The sequence below is a fragment of the Aestuariibaculum sp. YM273 genome (assembly GCF_030908365.1).
GTDB classification, from domain to species: domain Bacteria; phylum Bacteroidota; class Bacteroidia; order Flavobacteriales; family Flavobacteriaceae; genus Aestuariibaculum; species Aestuariibaculum marinum.
Genome location: NZ_CP133090.1, coordinates 1,499,325 through 1,524,587, shown reverse-complemented (window position 1 = coordinate 1,524,587; position 25,263 = coordinate 1,499,325). Strand labels below are relative to the sequence as shown.

26 protein-coding genes are annotated in these 25,263 nt (G+C 35.6%); 7 read left to right on the top strand and 19 right to left on the bottom strand.

Annotation, left to right across the window (positions count from 1 at the left end; translation table 11 throughout):
- Nucleotides 1-12: 12 nt before the first annotated feature.
- Nucleotides 13-504, bottom strand: coding sequence for a GbsR/MarR family transcriptional regulator (locus RBH94_RS06545; RefSeq protein ID WP_307883146.1), 492 nt, complete (start codon nt 502-504; stop codon nt 13-15).
- A gap of 131 nt (nt 505-635) precedes the next feature.
- Between RBH94_RS06545 and RBH94_RS06540 the strand changes: the two genes are divergently transcribed.
- Nucleotides 636-1,154 carry a hypothetical protein gene (locus RBH94_RS06540; RefSeq protein WP_307882907.1) on the top strand — a complete coding sequence of 173 codons (519 nt, stop codon included), beginning with the start codon at nt 636-638 and terminating at the stop codon, nt 1,152-1,154.
- A 2-nt stretch (nt 1,155-1,156) separates the two neighbouring features.
- On the opposite strand, the gene pheS is transcribed toward RBH94_RS06540, so the two are convergent.
- Together pheS and RBH94_RS06530 are read right to left on the bottom strand one after the other, a co-directional pair.
- Nucleotides 1,157-2,176 carry a phenylalanine--tRNA ligase subunit alpha gene (gene pheS / locus RBH94_RS06535; RefSeq protein ID WP_307882906.1) on the bottom strand — a complete coding sequence of 340 codons (1,020 nt, stop codon included), beginning with the start codon at nt 2,174-2,176 and terminating at the stop codon, nt 1,157-1,159.
- Nucleotides 2,177-2,328: 152 nt separating this feature from the next.
- A complete protein-coding gene (locus RBH94_RS06530) occupies nt 2,329-2,685 on the bottom strand; it encodes a hypothetical protein (RefSeq protein WP_307882905.1) in 357 nt (118 codons plus the stop codon).
- A gap of 72 nt (nt 2,686-2,757) precedes the next feature.
- Here RBH94_RS06530 and RBH94_RS06525 point away from each other — a divergent pair, with 72 nt between their 5' ends.
- Complete coding sequence (locus tag RBH94_RS06525; RefSeq protein WP_307882904.1) at nt 2,758-3,300, top strand: CvpA family protein; 543 nt, start codon at nt 2,758-2,760, stop codon at nt 3,298-3,300.
- Between the two features lie 2 nt (nt 3,301-3,302).
- Here RBH94_RS06525 and RBH94_RS06520 read toward each other — a convergent pair whose 3' ends face one another.
- The 10 genes from RBH94_RS06520 to RBH94_RS06475 form a co-directional block, all read right to left on the bottom strand.
- Complete coding sequence (locus tag RBH94_RS06520) at nt 3,303-3,929, bottom strand: carbonic anhydrase (protein WP_307882903.1); 627 nt, start codon at nt 3,927-3,929, stop codon at nt 3,303-3,305.
- A gap of 38 nt (nt 3,930-3,967) precedes the next feature.
- Complete coding sequence (locus RBH94_RS06515; protein WP_307882902.1) at nt 3,968-4,717, bottom strand: SH3 domain-containing protein; 750 nt, start codon at nt 4,715-4,717, stop codon at nt 3,968-3,970.
- A gap of 1 nt (nt 4,718) precedes the next feature.
- Nucleotides 4,719-6,491 carry a BatD family protein gene (locus tag RBH94_RS06510; protein ID WP_307883145.1) on the bottom strand — a complete coding sequence of 591 codons (1,773 nt, stop codon included), beginning with the start codon at nt 6,489-6,491 and terminating at the stop codon, nt 4,719-4,721.
- A gap of 83 nt (nt 6,492-6,574) precedes the next feature.
- Nucleotides 6,575-7,450, bottom strand: coding sequence for a tetratricopeptide repeat protein (locus RBH94_RS06505; RefSeq protein ID WP_307882901.1), 876 nt, complete (start codon nt 7,448-7,450; stop codon nt 6,575-6,577).
- Between the two features lie 96 nt (nt 7,451-7,546).
- Entirely contained in the window at nt 7,547-8,584 is a 1,038-nt protein-coding gene (locus RBH94_RS06500) for a VWA domain-containing protein (protein ID WP_307882900.1), read from the bottom strand.
- A gap of 37 nt (nt 8,585-8,621) precedes the next feature.
- Complete coding sequence (locus RBH94_RS06495; protein WP_307882899.1) at nt 8,622-9,629, bottom strand: VWA domain-containing protein; 1,008 nt, start codon at nt 9,627-9,629, stop codon at nt 8,622-8,624.
- Nucleotides 9,629-11,305, bottom strand: coding sequence for a BatD family protein (locus RBH94_RS06490; RefSeq protein ID WP_374047737.1), 1,677 nt, complete (start codon nt 11,303-11,305; stop codon nt 9,629-9,631). The genes RBH94_RS06495 and RBH94_RS06490 overlap by 1 nt, the downstream gene beginning before the upstream one ends.
- Nucleotides 11,306-11,312: 7 nt before the next feature.
- Nucleotides 11,313-12,179, bottom strand: coding sequence for a DUF58 domain-containing protein (locus RBH94_RS06485; protein WP_307882897.1), 867 nt, complete (start codon nt 12,177-12,179; stop codon nt 11,313-11,315).
- A 93-nt stretch (nt 12,180-12,272) separates the two neighbouring features.
- Nucleotides 12,273-13,274 carry a MoxR family ATPase gene (locus tag RBH94_RS06480; protein WP_188223117.1) on the bottom strand — a complete coding sequence of 334 codons (1,002 nt, stop codon included), beginning with the start codon at nt 13,272-13,274 and terminating at the stop codon, nt 12,273-12,275.
- Nucleotides 13,275-13,461: 187 nt separating this feature from the next.
- Nucleotides 13,462-14,595 carry a DUF4382 domain-containing protein gene (locus tag RBH94_RS06475; protein ID WP_307882896.1) on the bottom strand — a complete coding sequence of 378 codons (1,134 nt, stop codon included), beginning with the start codon at nt 14,593-14,595 and terminating at the stop codon, nt 13,462-13,464.
- A 259-nt stretch (nt 14,596-14,854) separates the two neighbouring features.
- On the opposite strand from RBH94_RS06475, the gene RBH94_RS06470 reads away from it, so the two are divergent.
- Complete coding sequence (locus RBH94_RS06470) at nt 14,855-15,607, top strand: SDR family NAD(P)-dependent oxidoreductase (protein ID WP_307882895.1); 753 nt, start codon at nt 14,855-14,857, stop codon at nt 15,605-15,607.
- Nucleotides 15,608-15,610: 3 nt separating this feature from the next.
- Nucleotides 15,611-16,744, top strand: a complete 1,134-nt coding sequence (locus tag RBH94_RS06465; protein ID WP_307882894.1) for an ATP-binding protein — start codon at nt 15,611-15,613, stop codon at nt 16,742-16,744.
- 139 nt (nt 16,745-16,883) lie between these two features.
- Here the strand turns inward: RBH94_RS06465 and RBH94_RS06460 are convergent, their stop codons facing one another.
- The 4 genes from RBH94_RS06460 to nhaA form a co-directional block, all read right to left on the bottom strand.
- Nucleotides 16,884-17,579 carry a hypothetical protein gene (locus RBH94_RS06460; RefSeq protein ID WP_307882893.1) on the bottom strand — a complete coding sequence of 232 codons (696 nt, stop codon included), beginning with the start codon at nt 17,577-17,579 and terminating at the stop codon, nt 16,884-16,886.
- Complete coding sequence (locus RBH94_RS06455) at nt 17,557-18,255, bottom strand: hypothetical protein (RefSeq protein WP_307882892.1); 699 nt, start codon at nt 18,253-18,255, stop codon at nt 17,557-17,559. Before RBH94_RS06455 ends, RBH94_RS06460 begins: the two co-directional genes overlap by 23 nt.
- 68 nt (nt 18,256-18,323) lie before the next feature.
- A complete protein-coding gene (locus RBH94_RS06450) occupies nt 18,324-19,877 on the bottom strand; it encodes an aldehyde dehydrogenase family protein (protein WP_307882891.1) in 1,554 nt (517 codons plus the stop codon).
- Between the two features lie 48 nt (nt 19,878-19,925).
- Nucleotides 19,926-21,296 carry a Na+/H+ antiporter NhaA gene (nhaA, locus tag RBH94_RS06445; protein WP_307882890.1) on the bottom strand — a complete coding sequence of 457 codons (1,371 nt, stop codon included), beginning with the start codon at nt 21,294-21,296 and terminating at the stop codon, nt 19,926-19,928.
- A gap of 145 nt (nt 21,297-21,441) precedes the next feature.
- On the opposite strand from nhaA, the gene RBH94_RS06440 reads away from it, so the two are divergent.
- Complete coding sequence (locus RBH94_RS06440) at nt 21,442-22,464, top strand: isoaspartyl peptidase/L-asparaginase family protein (RefSeq protein WP_307882889.1); 1,023 nt, start codon at nt 21,442-21,444, stop codon at nt 22,462-22,464.
- Nucleotides 22,465-22,512: 48 nt separating this feature from the next.
- A complete protein-coding gene (locus RBH94_RS06435) occupies nt 22,513-22,971 on the top strand; it encodes a hypothetical protein (protein WP_307882888.1) in 459 nt (152 codons plus the stop codon).
- A gap of 3 nt (nt 22,972-22,974) precedes the next feature.
- Here the strand turns inward: RBH94_RS06435 and RBH94_RS06430 are convergent, their stop codons facing one another.
- Entirely contained in the window at nt 22,975-23,514 is a 540-nt protein-coding gene (locus RBH94_RS06430) for a YciI family protein (RefSeq protein WP_307882887.1), read from the bottom strand.
- Complete coding sequence (locus RBH94_RS06425; protein WP_307882886.1) at nt 23,505-23,975, bottom strand: CYTH domain-containing protein; 471 nt, start codon at nt 23,973-23,975, stop codon at nt 23,505-23,507. Before RBH94_RS06425 ends, RBH94_RS06430 begins: the two co-directional genes overlap by 10 nt.
- Nucleotides 23,976-24,030: 55 nt before the next feature.
- Here RBH94_RS06425 and dinB point away from each other — a divergent pair, with 55 nt between their 5' ends.
- Nucleotides 24,031-25,128: a DNA polymerase IV gene (gene dinB / locus RBH94_RS06420; RefSeq protein ID WP_307882885.1), complete on the top strand. Its 1,098-nt coding sequence runs from the start codon at nt 24,031-24,033 to the stop codon at nt 25,126-25,128.
- The last annotated feature ends 135 nt before the right edge of the window (nt 25,129-25,263 follow it).

The following is a 25,263-nucleotide window of genomic DNA, read 5'->3' as shown; positions in this document are numbered from 1 at the left end:
GTATTGATTTTTCTAATTGGTTCTCTCTATTATTTTTGTTTTTAATCTTAATATGGAATTGGTTGCTTCTTCTAAATATTGAAGGTAATCGTCATGAAAATCTAAATCAAACTCCTCATCTTCATTTAAAGTTCCCGATTTATTCACCTTTTCTTTATAATCTCGAATTTCCAGATGCACTTCTTTCTCGGTATTCCAACTCTCTACCATTTGGTCAATACTGATTAAAATGGTATCTCTTTTTATTATAAAGTACTTTTTTCTGTCTCCGGGTTTCGTAAAATATTCAATCTTCTTTAAATCCTGTAGATGATTTAAGTGCGTCGAGATGGTACTTTTGCTAGCGCATAAATCTACCACCAAATCTTCAAAGGTTGTTCCTGCCTTTCCTTTAAGAATAGCATAAGCCATAATGCGGGCAGCAACCGGCGCAAGCTGTTCTTTGTTCTCTAAAAATACGCCTAACTTTTCAATTAGGGTACTTCTTTCTTTACACGTCATCATTTCTTTTAAAAATTTGTGCAAAGATATATTTTAGTTCGGAACAAACCGAACTAAACGAAGTTAAAATTTGTTAAAAACAATTTTTTGAAAGAAAAATTAGCTAATTTTAAGATGATCAAACCACTAAACCAATGAATAGACTTCTTATTTTTACTTTCTTTTTAATTTTCTCATCAAGCCTTTTTGCTCAAAAAAACACTATAAACAATGACTTTAATATTGATTCTATTCCCGCTAATAACTTGGAATTAGAACTAAAAAACAAACTCATAAAAGAATTAGAAAACATAGATCGGTCTGAAAGAGACAATTTAAAAATTGGTTTTGTTTCACCTATTGAAGACCTTAAACATGAGAATAGTTATACTTTTACGATAGCTGTAGTTTACAATCTTGTAACTACTGAAGAAGGCATATTAAATATAGGCTACAATAACGCTACAAAACCTAATTCACATAGGTTGATAACTGAAGTCTCAAAAGTAATTAATAAAGGGAAAGGTTACCACATTTTTAACATCACCGCTAAGGTTTACGACTTGCATAAAATAGGAAAAGCCTTTTATATAGCAACAAACCTATCTGAATACCCTCACGCACAAGCTTGGCGTCCTTTGGCTTCAGACAGGTTTATTCTAAAAGTTAACTAAATTTATAAAGCAGATTTAAATTGCTCTAAGAAACGCACATCGTTTTCACTTAATAAACGAATATCGTTAATTTGGTGCAATAACATTGCAATACGATCGATACCCACACCAAATGCAAAACCTGAATATTCTTTAGAATCGATATTACAGTTTTCAAGTACATTTGGGTCTACCATACCACAACCTCCAATTTCTAACCAACCGGTTCCTTTGGTAATACGGTAATCAGATTCGGTTTCTAATCCCCAGTACACATCAATCTCTGCACTTGGCTCAGTAAATGGAAAATACGACGGACGTAAACGGATTTTGGATTTTCCGAATAACTGCGTAGTAAAATATTGAAGTGTTTGTTTTAAATCAGCAAAACTCACTTCTTTATCAATATATAATCCTTCTATCTGATGAAAGAAACAGTGAGAACGTGCCGAAATCGCTTCATTTCTATACACACGACCTGGTGAAATTGTACGAATAGGCGGCTGGTTCTTTTCCATATAACGCACCTGTACCGAACTGGTATGTGTACGCAACAACACATCTGGATTGGTTTGAATAAAGAACGTATCCTGCATGTCACGCGCCGGATGGTATTCCGGTAAGTTTAAGGCGGTAAAGTTATGCCAATCGTCTTCAATTTCCGGACCTTCACTTACGTTGAATCCAATGTTTGAAAAGATATCGATAATTTGATTTTTTACAATAGATATCGGGTGACGTGCTCCTAAATTAATTGGAGCTCCCGGACGTGATAAATCACCGTAAACACCTTTTACTTCTTCCTTGCTTTCTAACTCCTCTTTTAAGGCGTTTACTTTATCTTCGGCTGTTTTCTTTAGGGCATTAACGGCTTGACCAAACTCTTTTTTTTGCTCGTTTGCTACATTTTTAAACTCTGCAAAATACTGGTTTAATAATCCTTTTTTTCCTAAATATTGAATTCTAAATGCCTCTACTTCTTCTTTAGTTTGCGCTTTAAACGCTTCGGCTTCAGCTATAAGTTCTTTTATCTTATCTATCATAACATCCTTAAAATGATGGCAAATTTACTATTTTTTGTTTAGTTGCGTTAGGGATTGCCGTGTAAATCCTTTTTGTTTTTACAAAAGATTAAAACCTTTCGACTACGCTCAAGATAAATTCCAAGCTCGACTCGAAGGGTAACGCCTAAAAACTAATCGATATATTCGGCTTCAAGAAAATAGTTTACAATAGCCTCTTTCATCAGTACACTTTGCTCACCAGCTTTTAAATGTGGTAACTGTGCTTTTACTTTGTAGTGCGGCCATTTATCGTCGTCGAAATAATCGAACTCGTAATACCCATAAGGCTCTAACAGTCGGCAAATAGCAATATGCATTAAATCTAACTTGTGGTCTTTTTTAAATTTTAGGTGTGGTTGCCCTAATTCCTGAACACCAATAAGGTAAATAATGGAATCTAAATCTAACCGATCTCCATCGGCAAATTGATTAGAAAGCTTATCTACCACTAAATCCCATCGTTCTTTTAATTGTTCGTCTCTCGCCATTTCTATTGTGTTTCGTAGTCTGTGCTACCAAGTCGCAAAGTTAATTTATATTTGTTAAAAATCTTATAGAATATGAGTGTATTAGACATCGTTTTACTGGCCTTGCTATTATTTGGACTAATTAGAGGGTTTATGAAAGGGCTATTTGTTGAAATTGCCTCTTTAGTTGCATTAATTGCTGGAGTTTACGGTGCCATTCACTTTAGTGATTATGCCGGGTCTTTTGTTGAAAATAACGTAGACTGGGATGAAAAATACGTCAACATCGTTTCGTTTGCTATTACCTTTATAGTGATTGTTCTCGTGATAGCCTTAGCTGGAAAAGCCTTAACACGACTAGCAGATTTTGCCGCTTTAGGGATTATTAACAAAGTACTAGGTGGTATATTTGGCGCTTTAAAAATCGGATTGATTTTAAGTGTTATTCTTATTGTTTTTGATACGATGAATAAAACACTACCCTTTGCCAGTGAAGAAAATTTAGAAGATTCCGTTCTTTATGAGCCCGTAAAATCCCTTGCACCAATAATTTTCCCAAGCATTTTAAATAAAAAGAATATTTTGGATGATGACGAAACTGAAGAAGAACCTGCAATGAAAACTGAAACCACTTAAATTTAATCTAAGTGGTAAATCTCTCGTATTTTTTCAAGAATGGCTTCGAAATCTATCTTTAGATCAATAAGTTCACCTGTGTGAATATCGAATACCCAACCATGTACTTTTAAACCTCGTTTCCGTGCCGCCTTTTGAACGGCTGCAGTTTTAATAAGATTAACACACTGCTCCTGAACATTTAATTCTACAAGTCGTTCGTATTTTTGCTCTTCATTTTTAATGGCATTCAACTCCTTTTTATGAATCCGGTATACGTCACGTATATTGCGAAGCCAGGGATTTAAAATCCCTAAATCGGCCGATTGCATGGCCGCTTTTACACCGCCACAGGCATAATGACCACAAACCACCACATGATTTACTTTAAGATGCACCACAGCATATTCGACTACCGACATGACATTTAAATCGGTCGCCGTAACCATATTAGCAATGTTGCGATGTACAAAAGCTTCACCAGGCCCTAAGCCCATAAGTTCTTCTGCCGTTACACGACTATCGGAACAGCCTATAAATAATAATTCAGGATTCTGCCCTTCACCTAAGGCTTCGAAATAATGAGGGTCGACCTCCAGTTTACTTTCAATCCATTTCTTATTGTTATTAAAAACACGTTCTAAATTCATATTACAATAATTACAGATTAAAGGTAATCTAAAAAACGTTACAAGGCTTTAATATCTTGGTTAGCTATCCAACCAGATTTACCATCGGCGAGTTTTATTTTTTTCCAGTCTTCAACGGTATCTAAAATTTGTACTTTAGTCCCTTCATGAAGTCTGAAAGACTCTTCACTTCTATTGTTGGGTTCGCTCTTTACTTTACTCTCCTGAACAAACACAATCGCCGGACGGTCCTTTTTATCTAATGCATATTTATGAAATGCCAAGGACACACTAATGCAAATAAAAGCGAGCACCGTTAAGCTACCTACAAAAGCAAGGCGCTTTCTCATAGTAGAATAAGCAAAATAATACGCTAAAAATAATATCACAAAACACAATACAAAAACAATAGCTAATTTCGCCCATCCATCGAAACTCATCGTGTTCGTAATTTTTTTAACTAATTTTGAAACACCACCCTCTGGTAACACATCAATAGCATCGATGGTCATGTTTCTGGCGAAACTTAAATTGTTCTGAATATCACTATCATTTGGCGACAATTGTAAAGCCTTCTCGTAATAATATATACTTGGCGCAATATTATTAAGTTTATAATTGGCATTTCCTAAATTGAAATACAACTCTGCCGATTCGTTTTTTGTTGCTAAAATAGCTTCATATTTATCAATTGCTTCAGCATATTTTCCGTCGTTATATAAAGCGTTTGCCTGTTCGAACAGTGCCAGATTTTGCGCAAACACTCCAAAACTCATCAATACCAAAAGTGTAACTAATAACTTTTTCATCTTATCGTGCCTGTTTATCAATTAAAGAAATGGTCTTCGCTGCCTTATCGTAATCTTCCTGCATGGTTACAATATCGATTGGGGTGTAACGCGCCAATTCACAACTTTCTAAAATGCTATTAAAGTCTTTAACCACATCCTGCTCTACCTGTTTTTCTGTAAGTAACTCCGTAATATTTTCTTTACTCAACTCACTGGTTTCAATATGTAATTTAGCTTTAAGGTAGTTATGTAACGCTTTCTCTAAAGCAATATAGAACTCTTCTTTTTTACCTAAAGATTTCTTAGCATGACTTAAATATTTCCTTGCCAGTTTATCCGCCTTACGTATTTTATTACCGTAAACATCGGCATCTCGAACGGCTTTCTGCTTTCTAATAACAATAGCAATAGGAATCGCTAAAAATGGCAACAATAATAAACTCCAAAATAAATTGGTTTTAAAAAACTGAGTGCGCTTCATACTTTCAAAGGTCGTATCGGTTTTTATAAACGCAAACTGATCGTTGTTTAAGGTCACTGCTTGCTTCACTGTACTTGCAGGACCTTCAGTATTGGCTGAAGCATTATTTGTCGGGCCTTCCAAGACATCAATCACGATTTCCTCTGATGACAAGCGCTTATAGCTTTTAGTCTTTAAATCGAAATATGAAAATGAAATGCTTGGAATCGGGTATTTACCTTTGTATTGTGGTACCACCGTATAACTATCGGAAATACTTCCCTGCATACCCGATAAATTGGTTCTAACATCTTCGTTGTATTCCGGTTCGTAAACCTCTAGCGAACTCGGTAAAGATACCTTAGGCAGTTTAAATAATTTCAGGTTACCGCTACCGCGAACCGCTACTTTTAGTTGAAGTGATTCTGAAGCACTTAACTCCTTTTTCGATGCTGTAACATCAAAACTAAAATCCCCAACTGCACCGGTAAAATCCGATGGCTTACCAGCTTCTGGCAGTGCTTTTACATTAATAGTTCTGTTTCCTGCCGACACCGTTCTGTTTGTGCGCGTCATTAACATACCACCAAAAATATCACGTCGGTTTGTTGGCACGCGCAAAGCAATATCCAACGTTAAAGGCTCTATGGTTAATTCGCCCGTTTTCTGCGGATACAATACCGTTTTACGAAGTACTAAAAAGCGATAATTTTCACCCTTATAGGTGCCATTTTGAACCTTTTGCCCTTGGGTATCAATATTCTGACTCCAGAAATCATTAAAACGTGGGGTGTCAATTTCATTCCAGTTATCGACAGACACTGTAGGGGATACATATAGCTTATACACCACCGTAATAGCTTCATTTAAATACGGATTCTCTTTAGATATCTCGGCTACCAAATGCACACTTTCGGAAGCAATATAATCCGGGTTATTAGGGTCCTTTGGAATATCAACAGCTGCTGTAACTTCAACTTTAATCGGCACAGTTTTATACACCTCATCATCTATCGTAATAGATGCTTGATTTATGGTAAATGTGCCGCGTTTTTTTGGCGCTAAAAAGTAACTATATGTTTTTTTGTAAGTACGCACCCCATTGATCCAGGAATTACTTACCGACTGATTTGGTCCGCCAACAACCGTAAAATTTGAAAAATCGGGAGGGTTAAAATTATCGCCGTCCTGATTCATTTCAAAATCGATACGCAGACGCTCATTAACTCCTAAAGTTTGCTTACTAACTTTTGCTTCGAATTTAACTTGAGCTGTTAATACACTTGTGCTAAGTATAATTAACAGTAAGGTTATGTGCTTTATCAGTTTCATCATAAATACGATATTAGATCTTTTGTTTACCCATAGGATTTCGTTTGAAATTTCAATTTGTAAACCGAAAATCGTCTACTCGTTTACCAGTCTTTTTCTGTTTTAACTTTTACGCCCTTAACCTTTTCAGCATTCATTTTTTCCTGAACTTTTTGCTCCTGGTTATTCATGGCTTCTAATAAGTTCTTTATTTGTTGCGGCGACATTTGCCCTTTTCTAGGCTGTTGTGGTTGTTCTTTTTCATCGCCTTCGCCTTGGTCTTTTTTCTCATCCTTAGGCTTACCATCTTCATTTTCTTTATCGTCGCCGTCTTTTTTATCCTGATCGCCCTCGTCTTTATTATCTTGATTCTGGTCGTCTTTATCGTCGCCTTGGTCCTTGTCGTCCTTGTTTTGTTGATCTTCTTTATTCTCCTGATCTTTATCTTTTTGCTGATCTTGATTATCCTTATTCTCCTGATCGTCTTCGTTTTGGTCTTGCTGGTCCTGATCTTTTTGTTGCTCAGCACATACCTTGGCCAATCCTAAATTATAACGTGTTTCTTCGTCGGAAGGGTCATTTCTTAGTGCATTTTTGTAAGCTTCAACAGCTTCCTTACACTTCTTATTTTCCATTAACACATTTCCAATATTATGAAATGCTTTATGCTTTTCAGATTTTGAAGTTGCCGTTTTAGCCGCCTGTTCTAAACGATAAAGGGCTTCATCAAAACTTCCTTTTTTAATATATGAGCTTCCTAAATTATAAATCCCAGCAACCGACGACGGTTGTTCAGAGACAGCTTTTCTATAAGCCATCTCCGCTGAAACAAAATCGTCATCCTGAAGTAAATTATTGGCTTCGTACACATAGCCATCTGCTTTTTTTTGAGCCAACAAAGCCTGCTTTTGCGCGTCTTCATCCTGAGCAAAAACATTACCTACAAATAATGATAATATGATTAATAATACGTTCTTCATCTTCAATTTTATAATTTCTAAGATATAAAACCCTATGTTTTTGTTAGTTAAAAATTATATAAAATATTCATCTAACTTTTATGAAACCCTAAGTTTTTAAAGGTTTTCGTTAAATAAATTCAATTTCTTTAACCAAGCGGTTTTACGGTCTAATAAGAAAATATCAAGTAATAAAAAGAAAATTGCAAAACCTAAAAACCATTGAAACTGATCTTTAAAATCGGCAAACTGTTTGGTTTCAAATTCCTTTTTATCCATGTTGTTTAAAATGTCTCGAATACTTTCTACTACATCGTTGGTATTCCTTCCATTTATATACACCCCATTCGCCTCGCTGGCAATGGTTTTAAGGGTTTCTTCGTTTAATTTTGTAATTACCGTTTCGCCACTACTATCCTTCTTGTAGTTTAAAAGCACACCATTTCGCTTTTCAGGAATCGGACCACCTTTAACATCTCCAACACCAATGGTAAAAATACGAATGCCCTGTTCGTTAGCTTGTTCGGCTACTGCAGCGGCTTGCTCACTGTGATCTTCCCCATCGGAAATAATGATTAAGACACGGTTGGTTTGCTCTTCGTCATCAAAATAAGTGGTTGCTAATTTAATAGCTTCGTTAATGGCTGTTCCTTGCGACGATAACATATCGGTGTTCATGCCTTGCAAAAACATTTTTGCCGAAGCATAATCGGTAGTAATTGGCAACTGTGGAAACGCTTTTCCTGCATAAGCAATAATACCAACACGGTCACTTGCTAAGTTATTAATAATTTGCGTTACTAATTGCTTTGCTTTTTCCAATCGGTTGGGCGCAATGTCTTCAGCTAACATACTTTTAGACACATCGACAGCAAACACCACATCGACACCTTCACGCTTTACGGTTTCTAATTTAGATCCTACTTTTGGGTTTACTAAAGCAATGGCCAAACAGGCAAAAGCCAAACTTAAAACAATGACTTTTAAAACGGACTTAAATAATGATGTATTCGGACTTAACCGCTTAAGCAATGCTTTATCTGCAAATTTGCTCTGTGCCTTGTGTTTCCATATTTGAAGCACCAAAAAGAATAGGATTATTACCGGAATAATACCTAATACCCAAAACCATATTTTTTCTTCTAATTGATACATATTCTCTATTTATTTTTCTTGGAATTGTTTTGACGAATTAAACAAAACTTCTAAAAATAGTGTTACGTAACAGAAATTCTAAAAGCAACATCAGCCCTGCTAAAATAACTAACGGACGGTATTTTTCATCGTAGTTATAATACTTGAATTCTTCTATTTCTGTTTTCTCCAGCTTATTAATTTCTTCGTAAATATCTTCAAGCTTTTTATTATTGGTTGCTCTAAAATATTCACCTCCGGTTACCTCAGCAATTTCCTTTAACAATACTTCATCTATTTCCACCTGAATACGTCCATATTGAAAATCTCCCGTTCTTGGATCTATAGCCACAGGAGATAATGCCATACCGTTTGTTCCTAATCCAATGGTGTACACTTTAATGCCATATTCAACAGCTAATTCACTGGCTATTTTAGGGTCTATAAACCCAGAATTATTCACCCCGTCGGTTAACAGGATAATAACTTTACTCTTCGCTTTACTATCTTTTAAACGATTGACCGAAGTGGCTAACCCCATACCAATGGCGGTTCCGCCTTCAATAACCGTGTTGTACCTTATCTCCTTTAAGGAACGCAATACAATAGATTTATCGCTGGTAATTGGTGTTTTGGTATAACTTTCTCCAGCGTATTCCACCAATCCGATACGATCGTTCGGTCGTCCTTTAATAAATTCGGCAGCGACATTTTTAAGTGCTTCCAAACGGTTAGGACGTAAATCTTTAGCCAGCATACTCGCCGAAACGTCAATTGCCATAACAATATCGATACCACGCGTTGTTTTTGTTTTTGTCGACACATCAACGGTTCGCGGTCTCGCTAAAGCCATAATTAATAACCCTAAAGCCAATAATCGTAATGCAAAAAGCACGTGTTTGAATTTCGGCAGCACCGAATTTGTGACTTTAAACCCTTTAATGCTTGATATTTTTAACTCAGCAGTTTGCTTATTATGTTTAAACACGTACCACAAAATAGCTAATGGCAACACTAATAGTAACCAGAAAAACTCTTTGTTTAAAAACTCTATTCCTTCAAACATTACTCTTCTGATTTTTTAAGTTCAACTGAGTTTAAAATACGCTCTACCATTTCATCGGCGTAAGTATCATTCTGTTTCCACGTTAAGCTTATTTGCTGTATCACACTTCCTGTCGTGAAACCTAAAATAGCATAATTTGCTGTTTCGTATCTGTCTGTATTTTGTACCGGCATATCTAACGTACCAAATACTTTCAACCCTTCTGCTCCATTAGGTGTAGTAAACTTTTCACTTTTTGTAACTATATTTTGCGCTCCAGCTTGTTCTAAAACCTTCAAACTATTATCTAAAGCTTTTTGTAAGTCAATTTTATTTTCTTGGCCTTGGTTTTGACCTAAATTTTTAAGCTTAGTCGTTGTTACTACAACATAAAAACGATCAATTAAACTACCATAAGTAAACTGAGTCAGCTCAATTTGTTGAGCCAGTTGCTCTGGTAATTCCGGGGTGGTTCGTTTTAACACCTTAGGTGTTGAAATTGTAACCGGTGGCACACCATAATCGCTGGTTACCCATTCGCCTTCTAAAAGTTCTTTGCTCTCATGACCGATAATGGTATCCTTAACATATCCGAAACCATATTTAATACCGAAACCTACAAACGTTGCTGTTAATAAGAATAAACTTATCGCTACTGTTAATACAATTTTGTTTCGTTTCTTTTTGCGCTCCTGCTCGGCTCTGTATTGCTCATCTAAAAGCTTTTCTTCTTCGGTTGGTTCCGGAAGTGCTTCTTTTACGTGATCTATTTCTACATCGATAGTATTACGGTCTAATTTAGCCAACTCGACATCGACAGCAGACTTCGCAAATTTCACCAAATCGGCACGCTTTAAAATACTTTCAAGGTTTTTAAGATCGTCCTGACTGATATCGATTTGATTACCATCTTTCAGTAATTTTAGACGGCTAATTAATTCATCTGTGGTACTTTCTAAAGCACGATCGTAAACTTTTTCGTCAAGGTATTTTCTGATGATAAATGTTAACTCTGAATAATAATCTTTAATTTCATCATTTTCTAAATAATGACTTTCATCTAATTTCTTTAAGGCCAGTTTCGCACGATCGTATGGTGGCAATAAAGCGATTTCCTCTTCTTCGGTTAGTGGTTTCTTTCTCCAGATAAACCAATACATTAAAAAGGCAACGGCTCCAATAATCACTAAAGCAATCAATACATATTTCCACCAATTGCTCGCTGGTTTTTCAACCTCAATAATAGGTTTAATATCGTAAAGGCCTTGCTTTGTTGTATCGATAACCACATTTCTTACCTCAACTTGTAACGAATCAGTAAAAAAGGTTTTATCTCCAATAAGTATTTTTTGTCTTGGAATGGTGTAGCTCCCTGAATCGAATTGCGTTAACCCGTATTTTTTAATCAGGTTGAATTTATCTTTATTCTTTAAGGTGTCAACATCGTAAGAATCGATAACCTCTAAAGGATTAAACGTTTGCCCTTCGGGGAATACCACCAAGTTTGTAGAATCGGTTTCTACCGAAACCGTATACGTTATTTGTTGTCCGATTTTTACAGACGTCGAATCGATAGTCGATTTAACCTGCGCACTGGCAACAAATGAAAACAATACAAAACATACAAAAAACAGGATTGAAATCGGAAGGTATGGTCCTTTAGATTTAGGATTCATAATGTTCTTTTTGTAATTCATATATCGTTTATCCTCTTCTTTTAAAATAGCCCAACATTTTTTTAACATAGCTTTCATCAACGCGACAATCTATGGTTCCTGCTCCTGCTTTGTTAAAGCTTTCTTTATAATAACCTACTTTTTCACGATAGTATTTCGCATAGTTAAGTCGTACTTTTTTAGAGGATGTATTTACCAGCATAAATTCACCGGTTTCTTCATCCTGCATTTGCACGACACCCAGATTAGGAATCTCTTCCTCGCGTTTATCATACACACGTATTCCGGTTACATCATGTTTACCCGCTACAATTTTCATAGTTTGATGATAATCGTCAGCGATAAAATCAGACAATACGAACACAATTGCTTTTTTCTTCATGACGTTCTGCATAAACTTTAAAGCTTCAGCTAAATTCGTCTGTTTGCTTTCCGGCTCAAATTCGATTAATTCACGAATAATACGCAACACATGAGAACGCCCTTTTTTAGGCGGAATATAAAGTTCAACTTTATCAGAAAATAAAATCAATCCTATTTTATCGTTATTCTGCGTTGCCGAAAAGGCTAAGGTCGCCGCAATTTCGGTAACCACTTCGTTTTTAAACTGCTGGTCGGTACCAAATAGTTCTGAACCTGAAACATCAACCATTAGCATCATGGTGAGTTCGCGTTCTTCTTCAAAAACCTTTATATAAGGCTCGTTATACCGCGCGGTAACATTCCAATCGATATTACGAACATCATCACCAAAATGATACTGACGAACTTCACTAAACGTCATACCACGCCCCTTAAAGGTAGAATGGTATTCTCCTCCGAAGATATGATCAGACAAACGGCGTGTCTTAATCTCTATTTTCCGTACTTTTTTTAGTAAATCTTTTGTATCCATTTTTTAATTTGTCATTCCGCACTTGATGCGGAATCTATCTGATTAAATTCCTATCAAATAACAATGAGATTCCTGCCTACACAGGAATGACAATTATGGCACTTCGATTTCGTTTACAATCTTATTGATGATATCTACTGAAGTTATATTTTCTGCCTCAGCTTCGTAAGTAATACCAATTCTGTGTCTCAACACATCGTAAACCACGGCACGAACATCTTCTGGAATGACATAACCACGACGTTTGATAAATGCATAACATTTAGCGGCAGTTGCTAAACTGATACTACCACGAGGTGATGCTCCAAAAGAAATTAATGGTTTTAAATCGGCTAATTTATATTTTTCCGGGTAACGTGTGGCGAAGATGATATCAAGAATATACTTCTCAATTTTTTCATCCATATATACTTCACGCACCACTTTTTGTGCTTTTAATATTTGATCTAAGCTAACTACAGGATTTACCTTTTCCCAAGCGCCTTTTAAGTTGGCACGCATGATTAACTGCTCTTCAGCAATTTTAGGATAATCGATAACTGTTTTTAGCATAAAACGGTCTACCTGAGCTTCTGGTAACGGATAGGTTCCTTCCTGCTCTACCGGGTTTTGGGTTGCCATTACTAAGAATGGTTTATCTAACGGGAAGGTATCGTCGCCAATAGTTACTTGCTTTTCCTGCATCGCTTCAAGCAAGGCTGCCTGAACTTTTGCCGGTGCACGGTTAATCTCATCAGCTAATACGAAATTCGCAAAAATAGGTCCCTTTTTAATAGAGAAATCATTCTCTTTCATATTGTAGATTAATGTACCTGTAACATCGGCAGGTAATAAATCCGGAGTAAACTGAATTCTGCTAAACGTGCCGTGAACGGCTTGTGACAAGGTATTAATAGCTAAGGTTTTTGCCAGACCAGGAACCCCTTCTAATAAAATATGCCCTTGACCAAGTAATCCGATAAGCAATCTTTCGACCATGTGTTTTTGTCCGACGATGACCTTGTTCATCTCAAGCATTAGCAAGTCAACAAAAGCACTTTCTTTTTCTATTTTTTCGTTAATTGTCTTAATATCAATTGTACCTGTATCTTCCATCATTATTAGAATTTTTAAAAGCCGAATATAATACGCATATTCGAGCAATGCAAATTGTTAATTTTTTTCTTGGAAGCCTGTTAACAATTGGTTAAAATAAATATTTTAAGAAGTTAATAATAGGTTAAAACAAAAAAAAGCAATGCGAATTGCATTGCTTTTAAATTTTTAAGGGTTTTATTAAGATTTACTCAGCTGCCGTAAATACAATATCGCCAACTGCTGTATCTGCATCCGGATTAACTGTAGCATTCACGGCGTCTGAAGTATAACCTTCAGCTGAAGCTGTAACTACATAGTCTCCTGGAGTAACACCTTCCAATAAAAAAGCGCCATCTACTGAAGCTCCTGTAAACTCAATATCATCTTCTGTATCTTCTGTTCCCATATCATTTAAAGCAGAAATTGTTGCCTCCATACCTTCACCTAAACCAGAAACTGTTCCTGAAATAGAACCTGGTTTTAACATCATTACGATTGGTGCTTCAATAGTAGTAATTTCACCATTAACAACCACAACATCCATGGCGCTAGCCATACCGTAAACTGATGCTTCATCTACCGGAGCAATCATAACTTCATAAGTTCCTGCTGGAACACCCCATAATGCGAATGCTCCATTTTCATCGGTGTATGCAGAAATCACAAAATCATCTTCTGTTTCTTCTGTTCCCATGTCGTCTACTAATACAGATGCCATTGCTGATACATCCATTGGCTCAACCATTCCTTCAATAATACCTGAACTCACTTCTGCACTGGCGTAGATAACAGGTTTTAAGATAATATTACCTGAATTCCCAGCCATTACAATAGATTTCTCTACATCAAAATCTAAGACATAATCATAAGTAAAACCTTCTTCAATAACAGCATCAATTTTAATTTTTAATCCTGATTGTTGTGCACTAGGCGTCTTTAGCGGGTAATTCTCAACCGTTCCTTCTTCATCCACTTCAATATCAATAGTGTTTCCGTCACCTAAAACCAAACGCATTTGGCTTAAAGTTCCTGCCGGAATAGGAAAACGATCTACCAATACTTTACTGAAACCTCCTGTAAAGTCTAACAAATCAACCATACCGCCTTCGGCATCTAGAGACATCCAACCTTGGTCGCTATCGCTGTCGTCATTCATTTTAATCATAACGTCAACAATCTCTACGTTAACACCTGCATAATCTCCAGGGGCATCAACAAGTCTAACTGAAATTTTTGGTGCTTCGGCGCTTACTCCATCAGAATCAGAGTCTTTACATCCAAACACGAAAGTTAATAGTAACAGTGGTAAAATAAATTTTAGCTGTTTTAAAGTTTTCATAAGGGTAATTTTTTTAGATTAACTATTGCATATATACGTAGCAAAATTGAATACGGACTATATACAAACCACATTTCCTGAATCCAAAACCGCTTTACAAGTAATAATAAGCCTCGAGAAAATAAGGTTTAATTTCTTTTTCATTTTTAAAATTCGGATCATCAATTTAAGCATTTGAAGTTGTTTTTGAGTACTTTTATATATGAATTGCAGATAAATTGATATGAACTGTACCCTATTATTACACTAAGAATAAATAATGACAAAAACAGCCTTAATAACCGGAGCTACCAGCGGTATTGGACTTGCAACCGCGCGTGAATTTGCAAAACACGGCATTAATTTAATTTTATGCGGACGCCGTTTTGAACGCTTAAAAACTATACAAAACGAATTAAACTTGCTAACCAATGTTTACATTTTAAACTTTGACGTAAGCCATAAAACAGAAACTTTTAAAGCCATAGAAAGTCTTCCGGAAGACTTTAAGGTTATCGACATTTTAATAAATAACGCCGGAAATGCGCATGGTCTAGACCCCATTCAAGATGGAAGTATTGACGATTGGGATGCCATGATGGATATAAATGTTAAAGGACTACTTTATGTGAGTAAGGCCATAATTCCTCAAATGACAGAACGCCAGTCTGGGCATATTATTAATATAGGCTCTTCAGCAGGAAAAGAAGTATACCCAAAAGGTAATGTGTACTGTGCCAGTAAGCATGCTGTTTTAGCGGTTACCGAAGGCATGCGCATTGATTTAAATCCGTTTGGTATAAAGGTCAGTGCCATAAACCCCGGACTAGTGGAAACCGAATTTTCTCAGGTTCGTTTTAAAGGTGATAAAAAAGCCAACGAGGTTTACAAAGGATTTAAAGCCTTACAAGCCGAAGACATTGCCGAAATTATCTATTTTGTAGTCTCAAGACCCGACCATGTAAATATTGCAGATATGCTTATCTTTCCAAAAGCACAAGCCAATAGCGTGACCGTTAAAAAAGATTTTTAATTTATGATTAACAAACGCCTGCTTATTAAGCATTTATTAGCCCACAATGATGAAAACAGCTTTTACGACAAAAAGCGCAAGGTTAATATTAGCTTTAAAGAAGGTAAGGCGAAATTTTTAAAGCATATTTGTGCCCTATCGAACAGTAATCCTAAAAACAATTCTTATATCTTAATTGGCGTTGAAGACCATGATAACAAAATTGTTGGTGTCGATTTTTTTGATGATAGTAAAATTCAGAATTTAATTAACGCGTATTTAACCAACCCGCCAATTGTACAATACGAGAATATTTCATTTCCACACCTTCCTGATGATAAAGTAGTTGGACTGGTTACCATTCGACCCACAGGCAAAATAACCTCACTGAGAAAAAATATCTGGAAATATTATGGCGGTTCGGTCTTTTTTAGAGACGGCAGTATGAGTATGCCGAAAGTGTTCGATATTGAAATAAAAGATATCAACTCTAAAATTGTTGAAGCCATTGAAAACAACGCACAAAACAATATCGAGCACACTTTAAACGGGGTAATCGACTTTATGAATCTTCATAAGGACTACAATCCGCAGTATAAAGTTTTCAAGGAGTATTTTGTAGTTTGCTGGTCCGGACAAAAGAAAATCGTTAAAGAGGAAACCTTCTATTCCAGAGTAGATATTAAACTCATAAACGAACAGGTATTACTCTTTTTCTCTGCTTTAGATGAAGTTGCCATAACCATAAACGAGGACTCTTTTAAAATTGTTGAGTATGTAAACCTGGGGTTTCAAAATGCAAACAAATATTATCAACTGGAAGAAACCATAATTCATTTTGATAATAGTGCCAGCTATACAATCGATACGAAATTACTTTTTGAGCCACCTCAATATGATAAAAAAGTACTTTACCATATTTACAACACCAATAACACCATTTTAGAGAAATTAAAAAAAGGGCTATCCTTTACAAAAAATGAAGAAGCCGATTTAAACAATTTACCTGTTACGTACTTAATTTGCTATTTTAATTCATTTCATGACGCCATCGATAAACTTAATGAAGCCAAACCTTATTTGAGAGATTATAGTGAATCATTATACCAACTTTACAAAGAAACCATTAGAATTTTAAGAAAAGTAAAATATAGTTGATAACAAGTTTCTTAATTTTAATTTAATCTAAAAAATTCACATCGTATAAGAAAATTCACTATATTTGAACTGCTATTAATCTTTTTAAGATATGACCTTGTTTCTAAATGAGCTTGCTCAAACTGGAACAAGGTCTTTTTTATTTAGCAGATTTTATCCCTGAAAAAACATCTTTATTCCCAAAATAAAGTCTTAAACCAAAGGTTACGGTATAGAAGCCTGCATTATCAAATAAAGGTTGAATTTCAGAAGCCGTTTTAATATCCATCCTATCGTTCCGGTAAGCAGCATTTAAATGAAGTGCTATAATTTTGTTAAGCATATAATCAAAATACAATTCATAACATCGAATTCGTCCTGTATCTCTCTGAAAAGCTACTCTATTATTGGTCTCACTAGTATTGATGAACTGTGATTTACCAAAAAGAGCAGTACTAAAACCTAACCTAAAATTTGTTGCAAGCACAAATTCATATCCCAACCCTAAATATTGATGCCCTTCTTTCGCTTTATAATAATTACCAATAATTTCTTTATTCTTTACGTCAAAATAGTTAACTCCAAAGGTTCCTGAAATAAAAAAATGTTTAAAAACAAACAATTGTGCATCAACACTATACCCTCCTTTTCCTTCTAACCCCTTGCCTACAAAATTATCACCAGTAGCAATAGGCAAAGTATACCCAATTGCATATGTTCCTAAAACCTGATTTTTCGGAAGTCTCTTGCCTCCATTAATTTCCAGCATAGAATCGTTAATCTGAGCAATACATATACCCTTAAAAATCAGTATAAAAGCAAAGCAATAAAACTTAATACGAGAATTCAAATTCATAATTTTCTTGATCTACAGTGAAGGTTTCTATAATTTCAGGTTGATCATTTATTGAATAATGAAATTCAACCACTGTTCCTATTGGAGTTAAAAATGAATTGGAATAATCCGGGTAAGTATCGTTTAAAAATGATCCTGAATTCGCTTCGAAAAAGCAACGACTTAACTCGGGCTCTAATACGCCTTCATTAAAATACTCTATACAATTTATATCGCTGTATTGAAATGAAAACCGAAAAGTAGTTCCTTCAGGGCTTGTTCTACTAATGGAGTAATTAACTTTTGAGACGCTTTTTAACTGTTTATCTTCTAAGTCGAAAACTAAATCCTCAGGAGTATGATCTGTTGTACTTGATAGATATGTATAATTAGTATATTTTTCATTTCCATTTATTACAATTGCAAAATCCTCATCCTTATCGAAAAGTGAAACAACTTCAAAAGAGCCATCAGTTTTACTTTTACCTAAACCCAGGAGATACTCATCCTCGATGGCATCAAAAATATAACCACTAAACCTATAAGTATATACACTAATTTCGACTTCAGAAATAGGCTGATTATTTTCATCAATCATCTTTCCTTTAACTAAAACCCTGGTATTCCTTTCAAATTCGGGAGGTTTACAATTAACAAAAGCCATAAGCCCTAACAACAAAAACACGTATCTCTTCATATGCATAAGCATTTTAATCTAAGATACGTGTTTTGCTAAAAGGTTGCGTTTATTTTAAAAGAAAAATATTACAAATCGAATTTTATACCTTGAGCCAATGGCAACTCGGTCGTGTAGTTAATGGTATTGGTTTGACGTCGCATATATACTTTCCAGGCATCAGAACCAGATTCTCGTCCACCACCAGTTTCTTTTTCACCACCAAAGGCACCACCTATTTCTGCTCCCGAAGTTCCGATATTCACATTGGCAATACCACAATCTGACCCGGCAACGGATAAAAAGCGTTCTGCTTCTCTTAAATTGTTGGTCATTATCGCAGACGACAACCCTTGAACTACATTATTTTGAATATCAATAGCATTTTCTACATCACCGGAATACTTTAATAAATATAGTACCGGTGCAAAAGTTTCATGCTGTACAATTTCAAACTCTGGTTGCGCCTCAGCAATAGCCGGTTTTACGTAACATCCACTTTCATATCCTTCACCTGTTAACACACCACCTTCAACAACTATGTTTCCTCCTTCTTCAACCACTTTCACTAATGCATTCTGGTAATTTTTAACCGCATCGGTATCAATTAACGGCCCAACATGATTGGTTTCATCTAACGGATTACCAATACGTAATTGTTTATAAGCATCAACAATAGCTGTTTTTACCTTATCGTAAATACTTTCATGAATAATTAATCGGCGTGTACTGGTACAACGTTGTCCCGCTGTTCCAACAGCCCCAAAAACCGCACCGATTACCGTCATTTTTATATCGGCATCTGGCGTTACAATAATCGCATTATTTCCTCCGAGTTCTAATAAACTTTTTCCCAAACGCGCTGCTACTTCCTGAGCCACAATCTTACCCATACGAATAGAACCTGTGGCCGAAACCAATGGTATGCGCTTATCTTTAGTGATAAATTCACCAACCTGATAATCGCCATTTACTAAACAAGAAATGCCTTCCGGTAAGTTATTAGCTTTAAATACTTCGGCTGCGATATTCTGACAAGCAATTCCACAAAGCGGTGTTTTTTCGCTAGGTTTCCAAATACAAACATCGCCACAAACCCAGGCTAAAGCCGTATTCCAAGACCAAACAGCCACCGGAAAATTAAATGCTGAAATAATACCAACAACACCAAGCGGATGGTATTGTTCATACATGCGATGCCCCGGACGCTCGGAATGCATAGTCAAACCATGAAGCTGACGCGATAACCCCACAGCGAAATCACAGATATCTATCATCTCCTGAACCTCGCCTAAACCTTCCTGATACGATTTTCCCATTTCGTAAGATACCAGCTTACCCAGCGCTTCTTTCTTTTCACGAAGCTTTTCAGCAAACTGTCGGACAATTTCGCCTCGTTGTGGTGCTGGCATTAATCTCCAAATTTTAAATGCTGAAGTTGCTGTTTCTAATACCTGATTATAATCTGTTTTTGTTGTTGTTTTTACTTGAGCAATAAGTTGGCCATCAACAGGAGAACGACTCTCAATTAAGTCTCCCGAACCAAAATTATTCGAGCCTGTCGATGTTCCTTCGTTTATATCTTTAACCCCTAAAACTTCAAGGGCTTTATCTATACCAAAACTTACAGTTTCTGCCTGCATATATTATCGATTTATTATTATTTTTAAAATTCCTTACGAATATAATAATTAAATGATGGTTTTATCGAACATATATTCTGAAGTTTTCTCTGTAACCTGTTCTTTTACTTCTTCTTTATGTTTTTTTTTAACTAAACTTCGGATCACCAAATACCCTAAAACACCTGAAAACAAAGAACCAACTAAAATTCCGACTTTAGCTGAACTTAGTAATATTTCGTCTGTAAATGCTAAATTAGCAATAAACAGGGACATGGTAAACCCGAGTCCACCAAGTAAAGCAGCACCAAGAATATGTTTAAAATTCACCCCTTCCGGCAAATAGGCTATTCTGGCTTTAATTGCCAACCAGGATGCGAGACTAATACCAATAAATTTTCCAAGAATTAAAGCCACAGCAATTGGAACGGCTAATCCGAAATCAATCTCTGAATCGCTAGTTAAGGTTACTCCGGCATTTGCAAAAGCAAACACGGGCATGATAAAAAACACTACCCACGGATGTAAATCGTGTTCAATTTTTTGAAGTGGAGAATTAATACTTTCCGAAGCCATTTTTATATCGATAGCTGCATGAACATGTTCTTGTTTTAAAATATGGTGTGTTGTAATGTGTTCGCGTTCTTCAGAAAATCGTTTTAAAGAAGTTTTTATCTTTTCAAAAAAACGATCTAAAGTTGTCGTTCTTGTTGCAGGAATGGTAAAAGCTAATAATACCCCTGCTATTGTTGGGTGTATTCCTGATTTTAAAAACAGAATCCATACCACAACACTTAATGGAAAAAAGATAAACTTAGAAAAGTATTTTTTCATCCCTAAAATAGTCATAAAGAGCAATATAACCGCCGAATACAAAAGAAGCATTAAGTTAATATCTGTCACATAAAACACACCAATTACAACAACAGCAGCTAAATCGTCGACGATAGCGAAAGCTGTTAAAAACACTTTTAAACCTAAAGGCACGCGCTTTCCAAAAAGCTTTAAAACACCCAGAGAGAATGCTATATCTGTAGCCATAGGCACACCCCACCCTGATGTTAACTCAGGGTTTCGAGCCATGAACAAGTAAATAATTATAGGAACTATAACACCTCCTAAAGCAGCCACCACAGGTAGTGATGCTTTTCGCAATGAAGATAATTCTCCATCTAAAATTTCACGTTTAATTTCAAGACCAACGTGAAAAAAGAAAATGGCCATTAAGCCATCGTTAATCCAAAGGTAAAAAGGTTCTGTAAGCTCAAAACCATTATGAATAAACCCGAAAGTGAATTCACTTTTTAATAAATCATGATACATAGAACTCCAAGGGGAGTTCGCTATAATTAATGCCAACGCCGTTGTGAACAACAATAAAAAACTTCCTGAGTTTGAAGATTTTATAAAACGGTTAATAGGGTCTATAATCTTATCCATTGTAATAATTAGTTGTTTTTGATGGTCAAGATACAAATTACACGCCCTGCATAATATGACAATTATCAAGTTTAGAATGAAACAGTTATAACAAAACTAAAATTTATAAAAAACAACTACCTTTAAAACTATAAATTCATTTACCATGCATAAATTTCTTTCCGCTGTATTTATTATCATCCTTTGTTTTTCATGTAAAAACGAAACGAACAATATCAAACCGTCATTACCCGAAGCCGCCACTTTTAGCATCGTTATTCATGGCGGTGCAGGTACTATTCTGAAAAAAAACATGTCGCCTGAAAAAGAAGCACTTTATAAAGCCAAGCTTGAAGAAGCTATTAAAGTTGGTTATCATATTTTAAAAGATGGTGGAAGCAGTTTAGATGCTGTGCAAAAAACAATTAATGTTTTAGAGGATTCTCCCCTCTTTAACGCTGGAAAAGGAGCTGTGTTTACCAATGCCGGCACCAATGAACACGACGCCTCCATCATGGATGGTAAAACCTTAAATGCAGGAGCATCAGCAGGAACAAAAACCATTAAAAACCCTATAAATTTAGCCAGAGCGATTATGGAACATTCACCTCATGTGATGCTTTTCGGAAACGGAGCAGAACAATTCGCAACCGAGCAAGGTTTAAATATTGTAGACTCAACTTACTTTTATACAGAAAACAGATATAATTCCCTTAAAAAAGTAAAAGCTTCTGAACAGGTTGCTTTTTACGATGACACTATTAAGGATTCTAAATTCGGGACTGTAGGTTGTGCTGCACTCGATAAAAACGGTAATCTGGCAGCAGGAACTTCTACGGGTGGCATGACCAACAAACGCTGGGGACGTATTGGCGACTCCCCAATTATTGGTGCGGGCACGTATGCGAACAATAACACCTGTGCTATTTCTTGTACCGGTTGGGGTGAATTTTTTATTCGTTCGGTAGTTGCTCATGATATCTCTGCGCTTATGGAATATAAAGGCTTATCCATTGAAGAAGCTGCCAAAGAAGTTATTCAAAATAAAGTACCGGCTTTAGGTGGCGATGGCGGTATTATTGGGGTTGACAGACACGGTAATATTGCAATGGAATTCAATACAGCAGGCATGTACAGAGCAACTATGAATGCTAACGGAGAATTATATATTGGAATTTACGGAAATTAAACGCAACCTTTTCTTACTTTTTGTATCTACATATAAAATACAAACGTTATGAAAATTTCAAGTCTTCTATTAAGCCTGTTTATTTTATTATCTTGTAATTCAGATTCTGATGAAAACGGAATTGACTGTTCGTCTATAACTATTGTACCTCCATCTATATTATTGAAAATAACAAATGTAACTGGTGATAATTTAATTGAAAACGAAACTTATATAGCTAATAATATTACAATAGAATTTAATAATGATTTATATAATAATGTTGTAAATCAAAACTTTGAAAATTTCAAAAATCTTATAAATATTCCTCTTTACGGCTCCGAAATAGAAAGAGAATACAAAATCAACCTATCAGAAACAGAAACTGATATTTTAAGTTTAAAAGTTTCATTAAAAGAAGGCGCTTGCGGGATAACTATAACAACACCAAATTCTGGTACTTATAACGGTAATAGTATAACCTTTGAAGATTACAACGGCAATCATCTCATTACCGTTGTAAAATAGATATTATCTTAACGAGAATCCTTTAGCAGCCCACCACGGATGGATTTCGATAATTAAACGTCCAGCTTTAACCATGGGGTCTGAATTTGCTAAACTATCGGCCATTTTTTGCGTTGGCACATTATAAATGGTGATGCCTCGAATATCGCCATCGTCACCAAAAGGACCTGAAATATCGGCATAACCTAACTCATACATTTTTTTCAAATGAGCTAGATGTGCTTCCTGCAACATTTCGGCTTCTTCTTCGTTTTGCGAACGGATTGGTCCGCTTTTTAAAAAGGCCATAAAATACTGTTGCATTAAAATGGTATCCTGTGTTTTTTCATCTACATAATCAAAAGTCTTAAATCCTTTGGCTATAAGTTCTTCTTTAATTTGTTTTGTAGTTTTAACCTCAGGTTTTTCGATAACTTCAATTGTATCTACAACTTCCTCAACAACTTCTGTTGTTATTTGTTCTGATTCCTTTGTTTCGTCTTTACATGCCACAAATGCAAGTGCCAAAACTAAAACCAATGCTATTTTTTTTACTATTTCCATAATTTAAATGGGTATTTACTTAGTTGTGAATTATAATATTTTATATCGCCGGTAACTTCGGCACCAAGCCATTCCGGCTTTTCAAAATCTTCTTCTTTAGTTTCTAACTCGACTTCTGCAACAACAAGTCCGTCGTTATCACCATAAAACTCATCAATCTCATAAACATGTGCTCCCACTTTTACCTCGTAACGTGTTTTATCGATCACTCCTTCTTCGCATAACTTTAAAAGTGCTTCTGCTTCAGTTTTAGAAATTTCTTTTTCCCATTCAAAACGTTCCAAACCATCTTGAGATGACGGTCCTTTAACGGTTAAAAAACCTTGTGTTCCTTTTAATCGTACCCTAACAGTTCTCGCCTTATCCGTATTTAAAAAGCCCTGAATGATTCTGGTCTCCTTAAAAGCTTCAGCCTTAAAACTTTCCGATGTTACTAAAAATTTACGTTCTATTTCTATCATTAATTCCGCTTAAATGCACAATAAAATTACAGCTATTAATGCTTAAATTTACACTATGTTTAGCGATTTACCAATACGAAAAATTATTCATGTGGATATGGATGCCTTTTACGCTTCGGTGGAACAAATGGATAACCCCGAACTTAAAGGCCAACCTATTGCTGTTGGCGGTGGTGGTAAACGCGGTGTTATTAGTGCAGCGAGTTATGAAGCACGAAAGTTTGGAGTTAAAAGCGCTATGTCTGGAACATTGGCGGCTAAACTGTGTCCGGACTTAATTTTTCTTAAACACAATTTTGAACGCTACGCCGAGATCTCTAAACAAATTCGTAACATATTTTACGATTATACCGATTTGGTAGAACCTCTATCTTTAGATGAAGCTTACTTAGATGTGACCAATAATAAAAAAGGAAACCCCAGTGCTTCTCTGATAGCTAAAGAAATTCGAGCGCGCATTTTAAGTGAAGTGGGGTTAACAGCTTCTGCAGGCATCTCCATCAATAAATTTATTGCTAAAGTAGCGAGTGATTACAATAAACCTAACGGACAAAAAACGGTAAATCCTGAAGAAGTTATAGACTTTTTAGAGCAATTAGATATTCGAAAATTTTACGGTGTTGGAAAAGTGACCGCCGAAAAAATGTATCAACTCGGTATTTTTACTGGCATGGATTTAAAACAAAAATCTATAGAATATCTGGAAGAGCACTTCGGAAAATCAGGTAAGGACTATTATTATGTGGTTCGAGGGATTCATACCAGAGAAGTAAAACCCAATCGTATTAGAAAAAGCCTGGCAGCCGAACGTACCTTTAGCGAAAACCTGTCTAGTGAAGTCTTCATGCTTGAAAAACTGGAACATATCGCCGATGAAGTTTCACGACGTTTATTAAAAAGTAAAGTCTCTGGAAAAACGGTAACCTTAAAAATAAAATACAGCGATTTTTCGCTTCAAACACGGAGTAAAACGCTACCTTATTATATTAACGACAAACACCTTATCCTGGATACAGCTAAAGACTTACTCTATCAGGAAAAACTAAAAAACTCGGTACGCCTTTTGGGTATTTCACTGTCTAATTTAAATACCGAAACCAAAAAAGAACCAGAGCAAAAAAGTGTTAGCGTACAGTTAAAATTCGGATTTTAGCGGCCCACACTCCTGTCAGCATTCGTATTTTATTTATAATCATTATAAATAAATATCACTTTCATAATATTTACCTCACAAAAAACACAATTCATTAATACATTTTAAGCATTGATGAATTTTTGATAAATCCCT